Origin of the sequence: Halorubrum depositum (assembly GCF_007671725.1) — an archaeon.
In the GTDB taxonomy this organism is placed as follows: Archaea; Halobacteriota; Halobacteria; order Halobacteriales; family Haloferacaceae; genus Halorubrum; species Halorubrum depositum.
The window spans coordinates 909,007-927,152 of record NZ_VCNM01000002.1 but is presented as its reverse complement, the minus strand read 5'-3'; the positions used below and the strand labels follow the sequence as shown (position 1 = coordinate 927,152).

Here is an 18,146-nt window from a genome sequence, read left to right as displayed (position 1 = left end):
GCGGGACTCAAAGGGGCAGCCGCGAGGGCGAAGCACACCGACGTAAGGACCGCAGGGAGCGAGCAACGCGAGCGACTGAGGACCGCAGCGAGGTGCGCGAGCCGTCGCGGCTGGGGCTTTGGAGGTCTCCACGATCGATTCTCAGTCGGCTGGGATTTCGAAGATGGGAACCGCGCCGGCAAGTATTTATTTGCGATCGTCATCCCCACGCTGATTCCACGCTTCGTACGGCCGGGTGACACGCACGTCCCCGCCCACGTTATGGGCGTCGAGCCCGTGAATCCGATATGAATCAACTCGTCGACGGCGAGTGGCGGACGGACGCGTACGAGGCGACGGACGAGGACGGCTCGTTCCAGCGCGGCGAGACGACGTTCCGGAACTGGATCGCCGGCAGCGACGTGCCCGACCACGTCGACGCCGAGCCGGACGAGCGCTTCCAGCCGGAGGCCGGCCGGTACCACCTGTACGTCTCGTACGCCTGCCCGTGGGCGCACCGCGCCCTGATCGCGCGGTCGCTGCTCGGCTTAGAGGACGCCATCGGCGTCTCGGTCGTGGACCCGTACCGCGCCGAGGGCGGCTGGCAGTTCACCCCCGAGAAGGCGGGCTGCACGCCCGACCACCTGCACGGCAGCGACTACCTCCGCGAGCTGTACGTCGCGGCCGACCCCGACGCCACCTGCCGGGTGACCGTCCCCGTCCTGTGGGACACCGAGGAGGAGACGATCGTCAACAACGAGTCCCGGGAGATCCTGCGGATGCTCTCGACCGCGTTCGACGACCTCGGCAACGGCGTCTCGCTGCTGCCCGGCGCCGACGCCGAGGCGACCGTCGCCGACGTCGACGAGGTGATCACCGAGATCTACGAGCCGGTCAACAACGGGGTGTACCGCGCCGGCTTCGCGACGTCGCAGGACGCGTACGACGAGGCGATCGACGAGCTGTTCGGCGCGCTCGACCGCTGGAACGACCATCTGGCCGATCAGCGGTACCTCGTCGGCGACTCCCTCACCGAGGCCGACCTCTGCATGTTCACCACGCTGGTCCGGTTCGACCAGGTGTACCACACCCACTTCATGTGCAACCGCAAGTTCATTCACCAGTACGAGCACCTCTGGCCGTACCTCCGCGACCTCTCCCAGACCGAGGGAGTCGCCGAGACGGTGAACATGGACCACATCAAGGAGCACTACTACACGACCCACCCGGACGTGACTCCCTCCGGGATCGTCGCGCGCGGCCCGGACCTCGACTGGGAGGTGCCGCACGACCGCGACCGGCTCGGCGGCGAGGCGCCGACGCCGACCGCCGACGACTGAGCCGACGGCCGGACACTCGCCGACCGCGGCGACAACGGCTTCAAGTGCGCGCTCGTCCCACCGGAGGGTAAGCAATGGAGCCGCCGAACATCGAGCGGTTGGACGAGCGCACCGTCCAGCGCATCGCGGCCGGCGAGGTCGTCGAGCGCCCGGCGAGCGTCGTCAAGGAGCTGATCGAGAACAGCCTCGACGCGGACGCGAGCCGGGTCGCCGTCTCGGTCGAGGCCGGCGGCACCGAGGGCGTCCGCGTCCGCGACGACGGCGTGGGGATCCCGGCGGACCAGCTAGAGGCCGCGGTCGCGGAGCACGCCACCTCGAAGATCGGCGACATCGAGGACCTCGACCGCGGCGTCGGCACCCTCGGCTTCCGCGGCGAGGCGCTGTACACCGTCGGCGCGGTCTCGCGGCTCACCGTTCGCTCTAAGCCGCCCGGCGCAGACGCCGGCGCCGAGATCACGGTCGAGGGCGGCGAGGTCGGCGAGGTCCGACCCGCGGGCTGTCCGGAGGGGACGTCCGTCGAGGTCGCGGACCTCTTTTATAACACCCCCGCCCGCAAGAAGTTCCTCAAGCGGACGGCCACCGAGTTCGACCGGGTCAACACGGTCGTCACGGGCTACGCGCTCGCGAAACCCGACGTCGCCGTCTCGCTGGAGCACGACGGCCGCGAGACGTTCGCGACCGAGGGGAACGGCGACCTCAGGTCGGCCGTGCTGGCCGTCTACGGCCGCGAGGTCGCGGAGGCGATGGTGGACGTGGAGTGGACGCCCGAGAGCGTCGACGGCGCGGACGCCGACGGCGCCCCGGCCGACCCGCCCGTCCGTCGCGTCACCGGCCTCGTCTCGCACCCGGAGACGACGCGCTCGACTCGCGAGTACCTCGCCACCTACGTCAACGACCGGTACGTCACCGCGAGCGCGCTCCGGGAAGCGGTGCTGGAGGCGTACGGCGGCCAGCTCGCCCCGGATCGCTACCCCTTCGCGGTGCTGTTCGTCGAGGTGCCGCCCGGCGACGTCGACGTGAACGTCCACCCCCGGAAGCTGGAGGTCCGGTTCGACGAGGAGCCCGCCGTGCGCGCCGCCGTCGAGGAGGCGGTCGAGGCGGCGCTGCTCGATCACGGGCTGATCCGCTCGACCGCGCCGCGGGGGCAGTCGGCACCGGACCAGACCGAGATCAACCCGGAGGGCACGGAGGCCGAGGCCGTCGGCGGCGCGGGGACCGACCACGAGCGCGCGGCGCTCGACGGGCGCGACGGGGGCGACGCAGGGGGATCCGAGGGGCCCGCGACCGACGCGGCCGAGCTCGATCCGACGGACGAGGACGCGTGGGCCGTCGGCGACGCGGGCTCGGACGGCGCCGTCGACGCCGGTGGTTCCACCTCCGGCTCCGCCGGACTCGGCGAGTCAACCGGCTCTCACGACCCCTCTGCCGACCGCCCCTCGCCGCGGAGCTGGCAGTCGGAACCGGACGACGGAGGAGAGAGCGAGGGAGACGACGGGGCGACGGCCGTCGAGACCGCCGCCGGGGAGGGGGACGGGTTCGACCGGTTCGGTGACGGCGAAGCCGACGCCGGCGCCAATTCGGCGGCCGGCGGCGTCACCGATTCCGGAATCGACGGCGTCGCCGGCGCACCCGACGACGTTGTCGGCGCGTCTGACGATGTCGAAGGCGCGCCGAACGAGCGACGGCAGCCGGCGACCGAGCCGCGCTCGACCGCGACCGCCCAGCGGACGCTCGCCGGCGACACCACCGAGGCCGCGGAGCGGAGCTACGACTCCCTCCCGCCGCTGCGCGTCCTCGGGCAGCTCCACGAGACGTACGTCGTCGCCGAGGCGCCGGACGGGCTCGTGCTGATCGACCAGCACGCGGCCGACGAGCGGGTGAACTACGAGCGACTGCGGGAGGCGTTCGCCGACGGCGCCGACGCGCAGGCGCTCGCGGAGCCGGTCCGCGTCGAGCTCACGGCGCGGGAGGCGGCGCTGTTCGACGACTTCGCCGGCGATCTCGCCGAGATCGGGTTCCGCGCCGAGCGCGCGGGCGAGCGCGATGTGGCCGTCGAGTCGGTCCCGGCCGTCTTCGACGCCGCGCTCGATCCGGACCTCCTGCGGGACGTCCTCTCGGCGTTCGTCGGGGACGCCACCCAGGGCGAGGAGCCGGTGACCGACGTCGTCGACGAGCTGCTCGCGGACCTGGCGTGTTACCCCTCCGTGACCGGGAACACCTCGCTGACGGAGGGGCGGGTCGTCGACCTGCTCGACCGGCTCGACGCCTGCGAGAACCCGTACGCCTGCCCGCACGGGCGCCCGGTCGTGATCCGGCTCGACCGCGAGGAGATCGGGTCGCGCTTCGAGCGCGACTACCCCGGGCACGCCGGTCGGCGCGCGGAGTGACCCGGCGGGGACGGCCCTCGCTTCCCGGGCGACCGCAGAGAGGTACGCTTTAGGCGGGCGCCGTGGACCCACGGGTATGGAACGCGTAGCGATCATCGGCGCGTCGATGACCCGGTTCGGGCAGCGCGACGCTTGGGTCCAGGAGCTGCTGGCGGAGGCGGGCGCGGCCGCGCTCGACGACGCCGGCATCGACGGCGACGACCTCGATCACCTGTACGTCTCGAACATGGCCAGCGGCGAGTTCGAGGGACGGACCGGCGTCCCGAACGCGCTCGCTCACGACCTGGCGGCCACGGGGGCGTACACCGCCCGGATCGACCAGACCTCCTCGTCGGGAGGCGCGGGCGTGTACGCCGCGTGGCAGTCGGTCGCCTCCGGCGCGAGCGACCTCACCATGCTCGTCGGCGGCGAGAAGATGACCCACCGGACGACGTCGGAGGCGACCGACGTGATCGCGTCGCTCACGCACCCGGTCGAGTACAAGCACGGCGTCACGCTCCCCTCGTTCGCGGGGCTCACCGCCCGGCTCTACCTCGACGAGTACGACGCGCCGCGAGAGAGCCTCGGGAAGGTCGCGGTGAAGAACCACGCCAACGGCGTGGACAACCCTCACGCGCAATTCCGGAAGGAGGTTGACCTCGACACGGTGCTCGACTCGCCGATCGTCGCCGACCCCCTCCGGCTGTACGACTTCTGCCCGATCACGGACGGCTCCGCGGCGCTCGTGTTCTGTCCCGAGTCCGTCGCCGAGGAGTACGCCCCGGAGAGTGAGTACGCGGTGATCTCGGGGATCGGCGGCGCGACCGACACCCACGTCGTCCACGAGCGCGCGGACCCGACGACGATGGGCGGCGTCGTCGACTCCTCGGAGATCGCCTACGAGATGGCCGGGATCGGCCCGGACGACGTCGACGTCGCGGAGCTCCACGACATGTTCACGATCCTCGAGTTCCTCCAGAGCGAGGACCTCGGCTTCTTCGAGAAGGGCGAGGGGTGGAGGGCGGTCGAGGAGGGGGTCACCGACCGCGACGGCGACCTCCCGATCAACACCTCCGGCGGGCTCAAGTCCAAGGGTCACCCGCTCGGGGCCAGCGGCGTCGCACAGGTGTACGAGATCTATCAGCAGGTCACCGGGAACGCCGGCCCCCGGCAGGTGGAGGCCGACACGGGCCTCGCCTGCAACGTCGGCGGGTTCGGGAACTGCGTGACCACCGCGATCCTGGAGGGAAGCCAATGAGCGAGAACACTCAGACGGACGACCAGACCTTCGAGGCGGCCGAGTACGCGGACGGGACGGTCACCTACCCGCCCCACACCGTGAGCCCGAACGGCGCCGAGCGGGTCGGGACGGTCGACCTCCGCGAGCGCGAGGGTCGCGTCGTCACGTGGACGACGTCGACGGCGACACCGCCGGGCGTCCGCGAGCCCAACACCCTCGCGATCGTCGAGTTCGACATGGGCGAGGAGTACGACGGCCCGGTGGTCCGGGCGCTCGGGCAGGTCGCGCCGCGCGCGGACGCTGACGACGCCGGCGAGTCCGGCGACGTCGACGTCGACATCGGCGACCGCGTCGAACCGGTCTACGCCGACGACCTCAGGGAGCCGGGCGCGGGGATCCGCGAGCCGGAGAGCCAGGAGTGGGACGGCTTCCGGTTCCGGCCGGTCGAGTAGCTAGACGGCCCGCCTCGCAACGGCCTCTCAGGCCCGGAACCGCGACGCCGCCGAGTCGGTGAGCCCGCCGAGCCGCTCCTCGTGGGCCCCGTCGAGCGTGTACACGTCGGGTCGGTACCGGATCGCCTCGGTCACCCCGTGGGCCTCTCTGAGCCGGCGTCGCACCCGGTCGACGTCCTCCCGGTCGAAGTAGTTGGGCGTGAACACGAGCACGGCGTGGTCCGTCTCGCCGAACGCCTCGCACCCCGCCAGCGTCGTGACCTTCGCGTCCCAGAACCGCTCGGCCGCGACGTCGTCGACCACACCCTCCCAGAGCTCGTCGACCGTCTCGGGCGGGCGCTCGATCAGCCACTTTCCGCTCAGGTACGTCGTTTCGAGCGCGAGCCGGTCGGCGTCGGCGACGGTCTCGGCGTCGGCCGGGAGCGCGTCCTCCCGCCCTCGGTCGACCGCCGGCAGGTCCGCCTCCGTCGTCGCCGCGGGCCGCGTCACCCCGTGTCTCGGGAAGTAGCCGTCGCGGGCCTCCCGCGGGAACCCCGTCACGCCCTTGACTCGGAGCCAGTGCCGCCCCGCCTCGTCGATCTCGGTCGGCGCGCGGTCGGTGACCATGGCCCGCGTTCCGCCTCCCGGGGGAAAACGCTCTCGGCGAGGGGCGCGGCGAGGAAACGGGTCGGCGCGCTCGACGGCCCCCTCAGATCCGCCGGAAGTCGCCGAGCCGAGTCCCGTCGAGCAGGTACGCGTCGCCCGCCGGGAGCGCGTCGGGGAGGAACGGCGCGAGGAACGACTGCCCGTCGACGTTCACCCACGTCCCCCCGGAGCGCTCGTTGAACGCCGGGAAGACGACGAGTTCGGGCGGGTCGCCGGAGGCGGCTGCCGTCGAACCGTCGTCATCGACGAACGCCGCCGGATCGAGCCGGCCGCGGAGCCACGCGCGCTCCACGCGCGAGCCGCCGACCGCGTCCTCCAGCCGCACCTGCGGGTGCTCGTGGCCCATACACACCACATCGGCGTCGAGCAGCGCCGGATCCGGCCACGTGTGGCCGTGGAGGACCGCGACGCGGCCGGTCCGGCTGCTCTCTCCGTCCGCTTCGCGGGCGCCTCCGCCTCCGATAACGCCGCCGCCGCCCCCGATCACGTCGAGGTCGTCGGCGAACGCCTCAGCGACGCCCGCGTCGTGGTTCCCCTCGACGAGCGTCATTGGGACCCGGTCGGTCACCGCCCGGATCAGAGTCTCCAGCTCCTCGCGCTCGTCGCCCTCTGGCGCCGCGATGCGGTGGGCGAGGTCGCCGAGGACGACGAGCCGGTCGGCGTCGGTCTCGGCGAGGAGCGCGCAGAGCCGCTCGCGGCGCTCGTCGGCCCGGTCGTCGAGCTCGACCCCTCGCTCGTAGCGGAGGCCGACCTCGATGCCGGCGTGGACGTCGGCGACGAGCAGCGCGCGCTCGCCGCCGAGGTCGGCCACGGCGGCGGGTTCGCCGACGATCGGCTCGACGCTGACCGGCTCGCCACGCGCCATCAGATCGGCTTGAGCACCCCGTCGCCGGGCTCGTAACACTTCCCGCTCATCAGCGTGTCCTGGATCGCGTCCTCGACCGGGTCGGCGGCGACGCCGTGCTCGTCGACCACGCGCTCGACGACGGCCTCGCGGTCGGCGCCGTCGCCGTCGTCGAGCGCGCCCATGGCGTCGATGACGGCGTCCTCGAGGTCGACGTCCTCGGCGGCCGCGTCGCCCTCATCCGGCTCGGCGGCCGCGTCCGGTTCGTCGCCTCCGGCCGATCCGCCGGTCGCGTCGTCGTCCACCGCTTCCGTTTCGGCGAGATCGGTGTCGAGGTCGGCCGCCGCGGCGTCCTCCGGCGTCTCCTGTAGCTCCTCCGGGTCGGGCACGTCGATGTCGGCCTCCCCGGGCTCGTCGACCTCGGAGCCGGTCGCGAAGTCGGTGCCGAACTCGGACTCTATCTCCTCGCGCTCCTCATCGTCGAGCTCGTACATCTCGTCGCTCGCGGGATCGGCGGCGTCCGCGTCGGTCGTGGCGTCCGCGCCGGCCGTAGCTTCCGCGTCGGCCGTGGCTTCCGCGTCGTCGAGCGCCCCTTCGGTTGTGTCGCTGTCGTCCTCGTCGCCCCCGGCCTCGAAGTCGCCGAGTCCATCATCTCCGGCGTCGGCGGACTCCGCGGTGTCGGCGCTCACGTCGGCCCCCGCGGCGTCGGCCGCGTCGCTCTCCTCGGCGTCGGCCGCGTCGCTCTCGACGACATCGGTCGCGTCGGCCGACTCGATCGGCTCGGACTCCCCGCCGTCGTCCACCGCGGTCGCCTCGGTGTCGGTGGCAGCGGCCGACTCGACCTCGTCAGGCGCTTCGGTCTCGGTGGTCGTTTCGGTCTCGGCGGTCGTCTCGGCCTCGTCGGCCGATCCGGTATCGACACTCGCCTCGTCGGCTCCAGACGGCGCCGCGGCCCCGGTGGGGGCCTCGATCGTCACGTCGGTCTCCGGGAGCGCGCCGATGTCGCTCTCGCCGCCCGCGTCCGGGGCGAGGTCGAGCGCCCGGACCTCGTCGCGGTCGCCGGCGATCAGCTCCAGCGCGTCGACGGCGAGCCGTCGAACCGCCTCGACGTACGCCGTCGAGGTGTCGTAGTGGTCGATCGCCTTCGGGATCCCCGCCGCCAGCGACGCGGGCGCGCCGCCGGATTCGAGGGCGGCGCTGAGCTCCTCTCCGCGGAGGTCCGAGTCGAGGGCCTCGGCGAAGACGGCGAGCCGGTCGAGCGTCGCCTCGGCGGCGGAGACGACCCAACGGTCGCGCGTGTCGGCGTCGACCTCGTTGAGGCTCTCGGGGCGGACCGAGGTGAACACTCGATCGGAGTCCTCCGGCTCGAAGGTGCGCGCCTTCCCCGTGAGCGCGACGAACGACGGCGGGTCGGCGCGCTCCAAGAACGCCTGCGCCTCGGGCTGGTACTGGCCGGCGTATGTGACGAAGGCGCCGGAGGGGTCGACCACCCGCCCGCGGCGCGTCTCGTCGTTCACGCGCTCGATCTCGGTGAGCACCCCCGCGACGAACAGCCGGTTCACGCGCGCGCCGGTCGGCGTGACGACGTAGTTCGGGGCGCGCTCCTCGTCGCTCTCGGAGTACGAGAGGGAGGCGTCGTCGAACTCGGCGGCGAACAGCCGGTGGGCGACCTCGCGGGCGCCCGGTCCGTCGTCGCTCATTCGCCCACCTCCGCTAGCGCGGCGCGGGCGTGCTCGGCCGGGTCGTCGTCCGCGAGCTCGAACTCGCTCGCGTCGAGGTTGGCCCCGTAGTCGTCGACGGAGAGGTTCCCGCGGACGCGGTAGGCGCGCCCGACGAGCGAGTCGGCGATCTCCTCGGCGACGACCTCCTTGTCCATCGCGTCCTTCGCGGCGTCGAGGGCGTCGTCGAGCCCGCCGCCGTACACCTCGGCGGTGAGCTCGTCGTCGAGGACGACGGTGACGGTGTCGGTGCCGTCGTCGAGGATCGCCTTCACGCGGAGGTCGTCCTCGCCGTCGACGTCGCCGTGGCTCCGGCACTGGCCGTTCTGGACGACGCGGCCGCAGTCGGGACAGCGCTCGATGAGCCCGGAGCCGTCGCGGATCTGCAAGACGTTGCCGACGACCTCGACGTCGAACATCCCGCCGGAGGCGACCGCCTCGCCGACCGAGAGGTGGGGGGCGTCCTCGGCGACCTCGACGGGGTCGGGGAGGGGGGTGACCGTCGAGAACTCGGTGAGGTTGAGCGAGGGGACGCCGCGGAACTCGCGGACGTACACGTCCTCGATCCGGAGGTCGGCGCCCGGCTCCAGCTCGGCGCGCGGCTGCCAGTCGGTGAACGGGAGCTTCGCGGTCGCGTCGCCGACGACGCCCTCTAAGATCTCCGTCTCGCCGTCGCGCCCGGAGATCGTCTTCTCGTCGACCTCCAGCACGCGGACCTCGACGTTTCGCCCGCGGTCGCCCGCGTCGATGTCGACGAGGTTCCGATCGCCGCCGACATCGCGGTCGACCTCGACCGGCTCGTCCGCGATGGCGACGGTGGTGGAGTCGTTGAGGTTGAGCTCCGGCGCGCCCTCCCACTCCCGGACACCGGCGTTGCCGATCGTCAGCGAGTCGCCCGGTTCGAACCCGAAGTCCTGCCAGGCGGTGTAGGAGATGACGCCCGTCTCGTCGGCGATCTCTCCCTCGCGGATCGTGAGGTCGTCGCCCTGATAGCGGATCGTCCGCGTCCCCTGCGTGAGCACGCGCACGGTGACCGTCACGCCGTCGTGGTCGGTGGTGATCTCGCCGACGTCGACGGCGTCGGGGGTCGGGGTCGAGCCGCCCCCGCCGCCCCCGTGTTTCCGGCGGACGCTCTGTTTCGCCTCGTCGATCGGGACGCTGTACTCCAGTAAGTTCTCCAGGTCGGCTTTGACCTCCTCTTTGTCGACACCGAGGTCGGAGGCGAGCTCCTCGGCATGGCTGTTGACGTCCATCGGAGTCGACTTCGACGCGACCGCACAAAAGGATTCACCACCCGGGGGCGGTCGGGATGCGCGGGCGGCGCGGGCGGTCCGTCGAAGCGTCTCCGGGGACGAGCGGGTGTCGACGGCCGGTACTGCTAAACCGTCCCCGTTCGCACCGTGAGGTATGGACGAAGTCAACATCGACGCGCGCGTCACGGGGGAGCGAACCGTCATCGACGTGACCGGTACCCGCGACGTCGGGGTCGTCGTCCGATCGGAGGGCGGCGAGCGGATCTACCTCCCGCCCGAGAGCTTCGACGAGCCCGTCTCGGGGTCGCCGTACACCTCGCCGTATCAGGGCGCGAGCGGTGTCGACGGCGAGGAGAGCCCGTACGGCGGTACCTCCGGCAGCACCCGCGGCGTGGTCGAGACGGCCGAGGGGTTCCGGGTCAGTCACCCCGAGCCGGCGACGGAGTTCGACGTGTACCGGGGCGACGAGGAGTCGGCCGAATAGAAGCCGGACCGAGGGAGGCGTCTCACCCTTCGCAGCGTCTCGTACTCCGCTAATCCGTCCTACGCCACGTCCTCGTACACCGCCAGCGTGTCCTCCGCCACGTCCAGCCACTCCCGGCGCTCGTACTGCGGCGGCTCCTCGCGGTCGAGCGCCTCGACGAGCCCGTCGACGATCGACTCCGAGTCCGTCTCGACCTCCACGAGGCAGCCGTCGGGGAGCACCTCGGCGACGCCAGAGGGCGTCGCGACGACCTGCGTCCCCGCCTCCAGCGCCTCCGTGATCGTGATCCCGAACGGCTCCGCGTACGAGGGGGAGACGAACGCGTCCGAGGCCGCGTAGTAGTCGCCCAGTTCCGCCTCGGGGACGTAGCCGACGAACTCGACGCGGTCCTCGATGCCGAGGAGCTCGGCGAACCGCTTCAGCTGGTCCGTCTGGTGGCCCGACCCGCCGACGACGAGGGTGACGTCGCGCCCGCGGAGCTTCTTCATCGCGTACAGCAGGTGGGAGATCCCCTTCTGGTCGGTGTGTCTGCCGACGAAGAACAGCATCTCGCCGTCGATGCCGAGGTCCTCGCGGACGTCCTTGCCGGAGAACTTCGGCGTCGAGAAGCCGTTGTACACGACGCGGGAGTCGGCGTCGTACAGCTCCCTGATGTCCCCGCGGACGATCTCGCTGACGGCGATGTTCGTGTCGGCGGCGTTCGCGAGGCGGCGTTCCGTTTCGACCTCGCGGCTCGGCGGGTCGATGTTGCGGTCGCTCGCCAGCGAGTGGAACGACGAGACCCACGTCGCGTCCGACGCGCGGGCGGCCTGCCGTCCGGGCGCGTAGCCGAACCAGTCGTGGGTGTGGATCACGTCGTGGTCGGGCGCCAGCTCCGCGAACCGGTCGCTGAGGCGCTCTATGCGGGCGGCGATGTCGCCGTCGCCCGTCTCCACCGGTTCGAGGCCCGGCTCGTCGTCCGGGGCGAACTCCGCGGGCAACACCAGGGTGGCCTCCACCCCGAGGTCGTCGCGGAGCCCGGAGAACAGTTCGCCGACGTGGACGTCGAGCCCGCCGGTGATGTTCGGCGGGTACCCCCATCCCAGCATGAGTACGCTCGGTGGCATACCTCTCCGTTTCTGGAGTCGGCACTTAGGTATGCCCCTCGTTCGACCGAGCGGGGGCTGTCGGGGCGGGAAAACGGAACGAAAAGACGCTCGAAAAACTCAGTGACCCCGGTTCAGGCCGCCCGCACGGCGTCGCGCAGGGAGCCCGTCCGCTCGGTGATCGCCGCTGCGGCGTCGGCGAGCAGGTCGAGCGGGTCGTCGGACTCGGATTTTACCGTCAGTACCGGCTCCGTCTGGCCACCGGACTGCTCGGGGTTCATGTCGTAGGTCGCGGCCGCGACGCCGTCCGTCTCCAGCAGGACGCCCTTCAGCACGTTCATGAACGTGTGGTCCTCGCCGGCGATCTCGATGCGGAGTTCCGTGTCGGTCTTCTCGATGACCCGCAGTTCCATACTCGTGCGGTCGGGCGAGCGGCGTTTCAAGCTTTCGTCTCCCGGATCTCGGCGGATGCGGACGACCCGCACGCGACTCCCGTGCGACCCGAACTCGTATGCCGCCGGCGTCGATCACCGGCGTATGCGACTCCGACGACTGCCGGCCACCCGGGCCGCCGCCGCGCGGTACGCGGCCGAGCTGTGGCTCCCGTACCACCGCGACCTCGCCGAGCGCGTCGCCGACCACGCCCTCGCCGACCGACCCGACGGAGAGCTGATCGCCGAGGAGACCGCGTTCCGACTCGACCGACTGCGCGAGGACGACTACCGGCTCTGGGTCGTGTCGGTCGCCGTCGAGAGCGGACCGAGCGGCGACGGCGGTTCCTCGGCTCTCGGTTCTTCGACTCCCGGAGGCGCGGATCCCCGGTCGCTCGATCCCGCCGACCCCGCGCCTCCGGGCGTCCCCGACCCGGACCGGGACCTCGTCGCGTTCGTCTCGACCGGCGTCGACGCGTGTCCCGTCGTCTTCGACCGCCCCGACCGACTCGTCGTCGGGGACCTCTACGTCTCGGCGCCGTACCGCGGGACGGTGCTCGCCGACCGCCTAATGGAGCGCGCGGTCGCCGACGCTCGCGAACGGAACTGCGAGGAGATTCGGCTCGACGTCGACGTCGACAACGAGCGCGCGCTCGGCTTCTACGAGAAACAGGATTTCGAGGCGTATCGCAAGCAGTTGACGCGGGACGTGGAGTGATCGGGTTACGCCCGGCCCCCGGCGGCGACTCGCCGGCGCCGCGGCTACGCGGGTGATAAACGGAGAAGTCGGTCGGGTGCGCTCGGCGAGGCGTTACTCGTCGGCGTCGACGGCCACTTCGTCGGCCTCGACGTCGACGGAGGCCTCCTCCTCGGCGGCGACCTCGCGCGGCCGCGCCTCCAGCGTCAGCTTCTGGACCTCGACGCGGCGCAGCGGGTAGATCAGCTTCGCCTCGCCGTAGATGGCCGAGGAGAGGTTCCCCTCGACGATGGCGTCGACGAACTCCACGAAGGTGCGCTCCTCGGCGGCCGAGTGGACCTTGTCGATCATGACGCGGCGGATCGCCTTCTCCTGGGAGCGGTCCGCCTTCTTCGTCGTCAGCGCGACGGGCTGGACGCGGATGCGGTAGTCGTCCGTCGTCAGCACCGTGATCGACGCCTCGACCTTCGAGGCGCCGCGGCGGACGAGCGAGCGCAGGTAGTCCCGCGTGAGCTCGTACGTGATGAACTCGGTGTAGGCCGTGTCGCTGCCGACGTCGGTGATCTTGAAGGTCAGCTTCGTGTTGTTCGCGCCGGAGTCGCCGGTGAGCTCGCCGAGCGTCGTCGTGATCGTGCGGCCGACGACCTGGTCGGGCTCCTCGGCGAGCGTCTCGCCGAGCTCCTGTCGGTCGAACTGTTCGGGCGCCAGCACGGTGTACCAGCGCTTCTGTTCTCTGCTCTTGGATACGGATCGTTCGCTCATGTGTTGGTGGTGTCGCCGTTGGTGTCGGAGCGGCGCGCTCCGTCGTCGGCCGCGAGGTGGTCCCTCGCGCGCTCGACGATTCGATCTGCGACGCGCAGGTTCACGACGTGGTCGTCCGCGGTCGCCCGCAGCCCGCCGGTCGTCGGCCGCTCGATCGCGCACTCGATCGCGTCGCCGTCGACGCGGGTGGCCATCGAGTCGGTCTCGTCCGGGGCGAGCGCGGCGGCGACGAGGGCGGCGTCGGCGTGGGTCGTCCGGACGGTCGCCGTCCGGGTCGCTCCGTCGCCCCGCGTCTCGTCGGTGTCGGTCCGTGGCTCGTCTCCGCTCATAGCGCCTCCCTGAGCGCGGCGAGCGCGCTCGTGACGTCGCCGTCGGTCTCGCTCTCGCCCTCCTCGGCCGCGCCGACCGCGAGCCCGCCGCGCCCGGCGGTCCCCCAGCCGTCGCCGTCGACCTCGGCCGCCGCCGACCGGCAGGCGTCGCCGAGCCCGAGGGGCTCGACCGCCGCGGCGGCCAGCCAACCCGCGGTCTCGTCGACCGCGATCGCGACCGGCTCGGGCGACCGGAAGTCGCGGGCGAGCCGGGCGACGGTCGGGAGGACGGCGGCCGCGTCGCGCGCGGCGTCGCCGTCTCCGAGGCCGTCTCTCGCCCCCGCGACGTCGACGCGGACGACGACGCAGCCGTCGTACCGGCCGGTCGTCGCGGCGTCGAGCGCGCGGTGCGCCGCCAGCCCGTGGGTCCGCCACGCGTCGAGCGCGGCGGTCCGGAGGTCGTCGCTCGGGTCGGCGTCGAGCGCCATCGCGACCCCCGTGCCGGGGGCCTCGCGGGCGAGCGCGTCGAGCACGTCGGCGTAGCCGCCGACCGTCTCGAACGGGCCGTCCGTCGCGTACGGGCGCAGGGCGCGCTCGACCGCGGTGGCGGCCCGCGCGCTGGCCCCGTCCGCGTCCGCGACGTCGACGGCGACCAGCGACGCGAGGCGTCGGTGGGCGTCGTCGTCGAGGTCGGCCGGGAGCCCGAGATTCGCGAGCGCGGCGCGCGCGGACTCGGGGTCACCGGAGTACGGCGTCCGAACGAGCGCCGAGGCCGCGAGGCCGTCCGCGAGGTCCGCGGTCGGAATCCCGACGCCGGGTCGCCGGCGGACGCGCTCCGACGCCTCGGCGGCGGCGAGCGCGTCGCCGGAACCGTCCGTTCCGGGGACGGAGCCGGCCGCGACGACGCCCGCGAGGGCGACGACGGGGTCCGGCTCGACGCCGAGCGCGCGCGAGACCGCGAACGCGTCCGCGCTCGCCGGTCGTCCGGTGCCGGGGATCGCGTGTGGACCGCGCGCGGCGCCGACGGTCACCGCGACGCCGTCGCCGGCGTCGTCGGGGACCGGATCGGCGGAGACCCGGACCTGGAACGGCGTGCCGACGGCTCGCAGCGCCCGGGCGAGCAGCCCCGCGGCTGCCAGCGCGTCGCCGTCGTCGGTCGCGACGAGCCGGGCGAACGGCGCGTCTGCGAGGACGTCGGCGAGGGCGTCGGGGGCGGGCGTGGCGGTCGTCGCTTCGGTCATGGGTCGGGTAGTGCGGTCGTGGGCGGCTGTCGTGTGGTCTGCGTGTCGCGTCGTCTTCGGTTGCTGTCGGTTCGTCGGTGCGTCTCGTCGGCGCTTACTCGTCGTCGACGAGCTCGGCGGCGAGCTCGTACGTGTACGTGAACTCCTCGTCGATCTCGTCGCCGCGGTAGTAGTTCGCGAGGCGGCGGATCTTCGACTCGGTGTTCTGGAGCGCGCGCTTGTTCTGGTAGTCCTGGCCGTTCTCCGCCATGTGCTCGCGGAGGCGAACGGCGCGTTCCATCAGCTTGTAGAGGTCCTCGGGGTACTCCGGCTCTGCGTCGTGCTCCTCGAGGATCTCGGTGACCTTCTTTCCGGTCGCCAGCTTCACGTCGGGCACCGGAACGCCCTTGACGCCCTCGTCGCGCAGCTTGAGGCCGATGACGCTGGGGTCGTGGCCCTGCTCCGCCAGTTCGACGACGCGGGACTCGATGTCCTCTGCGTCGACGTCGCTCCACTCCGGGTTCTCGTCCGTCGCCGGCTTGTCCGAACCGGACGAACCGCGACGGCGCGTGTGCATTCGTGCCATTGTCTGAAATTGGAACGGCACAACCACAACGTGACCGCGGCTCCGCGCGGCGCGGCTGTCGGGCGCTCGCGTCGAGCGAGCGGTCCCGCGGCCCGATCCGCGCGAGCGGACCGGCCCGGGCCGCGACGCCGGAGGCGTCGGTGCACTGCTACATTCCCAAGCCGCGGGCGAAGAGGCCCCGGCGCGTCGGATCTGCAGCTGTGCTGTTCCCGTTCGTGACGTCGCCGCCGGGGTTCTTAAGCGTGTTCTTGTGGATCGCCGTGCGCCGGGACCGAAACCGATCGACCGTCGGACGGGCGGCGTGAGAAAGGAGGGTTTAGGTGGATCGTCCGTCACCGGGTGCGTAGGTGAGACACGTGATCGACCCACCAGACGACGATTCGGCGAATCGTACCCGCGAGGAACCGCGAGACGGCGATCCGGTGCCCGTCACCGACGGCGGGTTCGGAGACGAGTCGGCGTCGACGAACGAGCCTCGAATTAGCTTCTACGGCGGCAAGTGGGCGAGCACGGTGCCGATCGCCTTCTTCATCGTCTGGGCGATCGTCCAGAGCGGGGTCCTCGGGATCGGCGACACGAACGGCCTCGTCGTCGGCGCGCTCGTCGGGACCATCCTCGGGATGTTCTTCGCGCGCGGCGACTGGAAGGCGTACGCCGACACCATCTTCGAGGGGATGACTCAGCGCGTCGCCGCGACCGCGATCGTGGCGTGGCTGTGGGCCGGGATGTTCGCCGAGACGCTGCAGGTCGGCGGCTTCGTCGGGGGACTCATCTTCGCGGCCGACGCCCTGAACGTCGGCGCGACCACATTCCCCGCGGCCGCGTTCGTCCTCTGCGGCCTGCTCGCGACCGGGATCGGAACGGGGTACGGTGCGACCGTCGCGTTCGTGACGCTGTTCTTCCCGGCCGGCGTCCTCATCGGCGCGAACCCGGTGCTGCTGTTCGCCGCCATTCTCTCGGGCGCCGTCTTCGGCGACAACCTCGCGCCCGTGAGCGACACGACGATCGTGAGCGCGGTGACGCAGGACGCCGACATCGGCGGCGTCGTCGCCTCACGGTTCAAGTACGCGATCATCGCCGCGGTGCCCGCCTTCGCCGCGTACCTGATTATGGGCTCGGTCCTCTCGGGCGCGAGCCTGGAGGGCGCGGCCGCGCTCCGCGAGTCGGCGACGGCGCCCGGGCTGGTCCACCTGATCTCGATGGGGGTCGTCATCGCGACGGCGGTCGCGGGCCGCCACATCGTGGAGGCGATCTCGTGGGGGTTGATCGTCGCTATCGCGTTCAACCTCGCGTTCGGCCTCTCGTCGGTCGCCGACATCCTCGTGTTCACGACGACTGATCCCACGCCCGCCGCGGCGCTCCCGTTCGTGCAGGTCGGCGAGACCGCGGGCGTTGGCGGGAGCCTCTACTCGGGCGCGATCGGCTTCTTCCCGCTCATCGTGTTGACCCTGCTCATCGTGGCGATGGCGCAGATCATGATCCGCGGCGGCGGCTTCGAGGCGATCCTCGAGTTCCTGCTCGACTCGGTCGCGACCACCGTCCGCCGCGCCGAGCTGACGATGGTGCTCGGCACGGCGGCGATCAACGGGATGATCACGATCAACACGGCCGCGGAGATCGCGATCGCCCCGTACATCGCCCGGATCGGCGAGAAGTTCAACATCAACGGCTACCGGCGCGCGAACATCTTGGACGCCAACACCTCGGCGCTCGGCTACATCTTCCCGTGGGCCGGCGGCGTGCTGGTGGGGTACCAGGTGATGGTCGGGCCCGACGGGCTCGGCGAGCAGTACGGGCCCGAGATGGTCGTCAACCCGATCGAGGTGGTGCCGTACGTGTTCCACGGCTGGTTCCTCGTGATCGTCTTCCTGCTCGCCGCGGTCACCGGGTTCGGGCGGGAGTACATCCCCGACCGGATCTCCGAGGAGGTGTCGCGCGCATGAGCCGCTTCGAGAAGTTCCTCGCCGGCTGGTCGTTCCGGGGGTCGACCCCCGACTACGAGCCCGGCGACGTGATCGAGGTGATGGTCACCGGCGACGCGGGCGGCGAGACGGTCGCCCGGATCGGCGACTCGACGCTCCGCATCGAGGGCGCGCCCGACGACGCGGTGGACACCCGCGTCCGGGTCGCGGTCGAGACATGGGACGAGACGACCCACCGCGGCACCGGGACCTACCGCGAGACGGTCGGCGAGAGCGCGTTCTGAACGGTCGGCGAGAGCGCGACGTCGACTCTCGACGGAAGCGGTTCGCTCTTTTATAAGCGATCGACACCGGATCGTCGGTACACACCTCCAAAGTCCCAGCCGCTCGGCTAGACACGGTTGATTTCGGATCGTCGGTAAACACCTCCAAAGCCCCAGTCGCGAGGACGACGCACGCTCGCTGCGCTCCTCGTCACTCGCTGCGCTCGTTCCTGCGGTGCTTGCATCGCCTGCGTCGTCCTCGCGACTGCCCCTTTGAGTCCCATCCCGCACGGCACAGCACCTCACGCCTCCCCATCCTCGTCGGTGGTCCTCCGCTTCGCTCCGGACCACCGACTCCAGCGAGAGACCTCCGGTCTCTCTGGCAGCCGGCGGCGACGTCGCCGGCGACCTCGCACGGGCTCCTCGCGGCCGCCGATGGCGGCCGCTCGGAGGCGCGCCGCCGCTCTCGGGTTTGAATATCACGTCTCCGTCGGCGCCGTCGCCTGCGGCGGTCGGGACGGATCGCCGCGGACCGGGGCGCTTTTTAAGAC

The 18,146-nt window shown here is 71.8% G+C and carries 18 protein-coding genes; 8 read left to right on the top strand and 10 right to left on the bottom strand.

The features are described 5' to 3' along the window. Positions 1 to 287: 287 nt before the first annotated feature. The 4 genes from FGM06_RS12110 to FGM06_RS12095 all read left to right on the top strand — a co-directional run bounded on the left by FGM06_RS12110 (position 288) and on the right by FGM06_RS12095 (position 5,377). The gene (locus FGM06_RS12110; protein ID WP_144799492.1) at positions 288 to 1,319 is read left to right on the top strand and encodes a glutathione S-transferase family protein; all 1,032 of its coding nucleotides are present in this window, start codon (positions 288 to 290) and stop codon (positions 1,317 to 1,319) included. A 74-nt stretch (positions 1,320 to 1,393) separates the two neighbouring features. Next, the gene (gene mutL / locus FGM06_RS12105) at positions 1,394 to 3,706 is read left to right on the top strand and encodes a DNA mismatch repair endonuclease MutL (protein WP_144799491.1); all 2,313 of its coding nucleotides are present in this window, start codon (positions 1,394 to 1,396) and stop codon (positions 3,704 to 3,706) included. 76 nt (positions 3,707 to 3,782) lie between these two features. Further along, positions 3,783 to 4,943 (top strand): thiolase family protein, encoded by a 1,161-nt coding sequence (locus FGM06_RS12100; protein ID WP_144799490.1) that lies wholly within the window; start codon positions 3,783 to 3,785, stop codon positions 4,941 to 4,943. After that, positions 4,940 to 5,377, top strand: coding sequence for a Zn-ribbon domain-containing OB-fold protein (locus FGM06_RS12095; protein WP_144799489.1), 438 nt, complete (start codon positions 4,940 to 4,942; stop codon positions 5,375 to 5,377). The genes FGM06_RS12100 and FGM06_RS12095 overlap by 4 nt, the downstream gene beginning before the upstream one ends. Before the next feature lie 27 nt (positions 5,378 to 5,404). On the opposite strand, the gene FGM06_RS12090 is transcribed toward FGM06_RS12095, so the two are convergent. The 4 genes from FGM06_RS12090 to FGM06_RS12075 form a co-directional block, all read right to left on the bottom strand. Beyond that, positions 5,405 to 5,983, bottom strand: coding sequence for a putative phosphothreonine lyase domain-containing protein (locus FGM06_RS12090; RefSeq protein ID WP_144799488.1), 579 nt, complete (start codon positions 5,981 to 5,983; stop codon positions 5,405 to 5,407). Positions 5,984 to 6,065: 82 nt separating this feature from the next. Further along, positions 6,066 to 6,887, bottom strand: coding sequence for a metallophosphoesterase (locus FGM06_RS12085; protein ID WP_144799487.1), 822 nt, complete (start codon positions 6,885 to 6,887; stop codon positions 6,066 to 6,068). Beyond that, on the bottom strand, positions 6,887 to 8,566 hold the full coding sequence (locus FGM06_RS12080) for a hypothetical protein (protein ID WP_144799486.1): 1,680 nt from the start codon (positions 8,564 to 8,566) through the stop codon (positions 6,887 to 6,889). Before FGM06_RS12080 ends, FGM06_RS12085 begins: the two co-directional genes overlap by 1 nt. After that, positions 8,563 to 9,837 (bottom strand): Single-stranded DNA binding protein, encoded by a 1,275-nt coding sequence (locus FGM06_RS12075; protein ID WP_144799485.1) that lies wholly within the window; start codon positions 9,835 to 9,837, stop codon positions 8,563 to 8,565. The genes FGM06_RS12080 and FGM06_RS12075 overlap by 4 nt, the downstream gene beginning before the upstream one ends. Positions 9,838 to 9,991: 154 nt before the next feature. Between FGM06_RS12075 and FGM06_RS12070 the strand changes: the two genes are divergently transcribed. Then, the gene (locus FGM06_RS12070; protein WP_144799484.1) at positions 9,992 to 10,321 is read left to right on the top strand and encodes a DUF7510 family protein; all 330 of its coding nucleotides are present in this window, start codon (positions 9,992 to 9,994) and stop codon (positions 10,319 to 10,321) included. Between the two features lie 59 nt (positions 10,322 to 10,380). Here the strand turns inward: FGM06_RS12070 and FGM06_RS12065 are convergent, their stop codons facing one another. Together FGM06_RS12065 and FGM06_RS12060 are read right to left on the bottom strand one after the other, a co-directional pair. Further along, entirely contained in the window at positions 10,381 to 11,409 is a 1,029-nt protein-coding gene (locus FGM06_RS12065) for a glycosyltransferase family 4 protein (RefSeq protein ID WP_144799956.1), read from the bottom strand. Between the two features lie 131 nt (positions 11,410 to 11,540). Next, a complete protein-coding gene (locus FGM06_RS12060) occupies positions 11,541 to 11,819 on the bottom strand; it encodes a DNA-directed RNA polymerase subunit L (RefSeq protein WP_144799483.1) in 279 nt (92 codons plus the stop codon). Between the two features lie 124 nt (positions 11,820 to 11,943). Between FGM06_RS12060 and FGM06_RS12055 the strand changes: the two genes are divergently transcribed. Continuing rightward, positions 11,944 to 12,555, top strand: coding sequence for a GNAT family N-acetyltransferase (locus FGM06_RS12055; RefSeq protein WP_144799482.1), 612 nt, complete (start codon positions 11,944 to 11,946; stop codon positions 12,553 to 12,555). Positions 12,556 to 12,648: 93 nt separating this feature from the next. Here FGM06_RS12055 and FGM06_RS12050 read toward each other — a convergent pair whose 3' ends face one another. The 4 genes from FGM06_RS12050 to FGM06_RS12035 form a co-directional block, all read right to left on the bottom strand. Further along, entirely contained in the window at positions 12,649 to 13,296 is a 648-nt protein-coding gene (locus tag FGM06_RS12050) for a 30S ribosomal protein S3ae (RefSeq protein ID WP_144799481.1), read from the bottom strand. Beyond that, entirely contained in the window at positions 13,293 to 13,625 is a 333-nt protein-coding gene (locus FGM06_RS12045; protein WP_144799480.1) for a KEOPS complex subunit Pcc1, read from the bottom strand. The genes FGM06_RS12050 and FGM06_RS12045 overlap by 4 nt, the downstream gene beginning before the upstream one ends. Beyond that, a complete protein-coding gene (locus FGM06_RS12040; protein ID WP_144799479.1) occupies positions 13,622 to 14,845 on the bottom strand; it encodes an exonuclease RecJ in 1,224 nt (407 codons plus the stop codon). The genes FGM06_RS12045 and FGM06_RS12040 overlap by 4 nt, the downstream gene beginning before the upstream one ends. Before the next feature lie 94 nt (positions 14,846 to 14,939). After that, positions 14,940 to 15,410 (bottom strand): 30S ribosomal protein S15, encoded by a 471-nt coding sequence (locus FGM06_RS12035; RefSeq protein WP_144799478.1) that lies wholly within the window; start codon positions 15,408 to 15,410, stop codon positions 14,940 to 14,942. A 422-nt stretch (positions 15,411 to 15,832) separates the two neighbouring features. Between FGM06_RS12035 and FGM06_RS12030 the strand changes: the two genes are divergently transcribed. Together FGM06_RS12030 and FGM06_RS12025 are read left to right on the top strand one after the other, a co-directional pair. Next, positions 15,833 to 17,353 carry a Na+/H+ antiporter NhaC family protein gene (locus FGM06_RS12030; protein WP_394348621.1) on the top strand — a complete coding sequence of 507 codons (1,521 nt, stop codon included), beginning with the start codon at positions 15,833 to 15,835 and terminating at the stop codon, positions 17,351 to 17,353. Next, complete coding sequence (locus FGM06_RS12025) at positions 17,350 to 17,616, top strand: DUF7513 family protein (protein ID WP_144799476.1); 267 nt, start codon at positions 17,350 to 17,352, stop codon at positions 17,614 to 17,616. The genes FGM06_RS12030 and FGM06_RS12025 overlap by 4 nt, the downstream gene beginning before the upstream one ends. Positions 17,617 to 18,146: the final 530 nt, after the last annotated feature.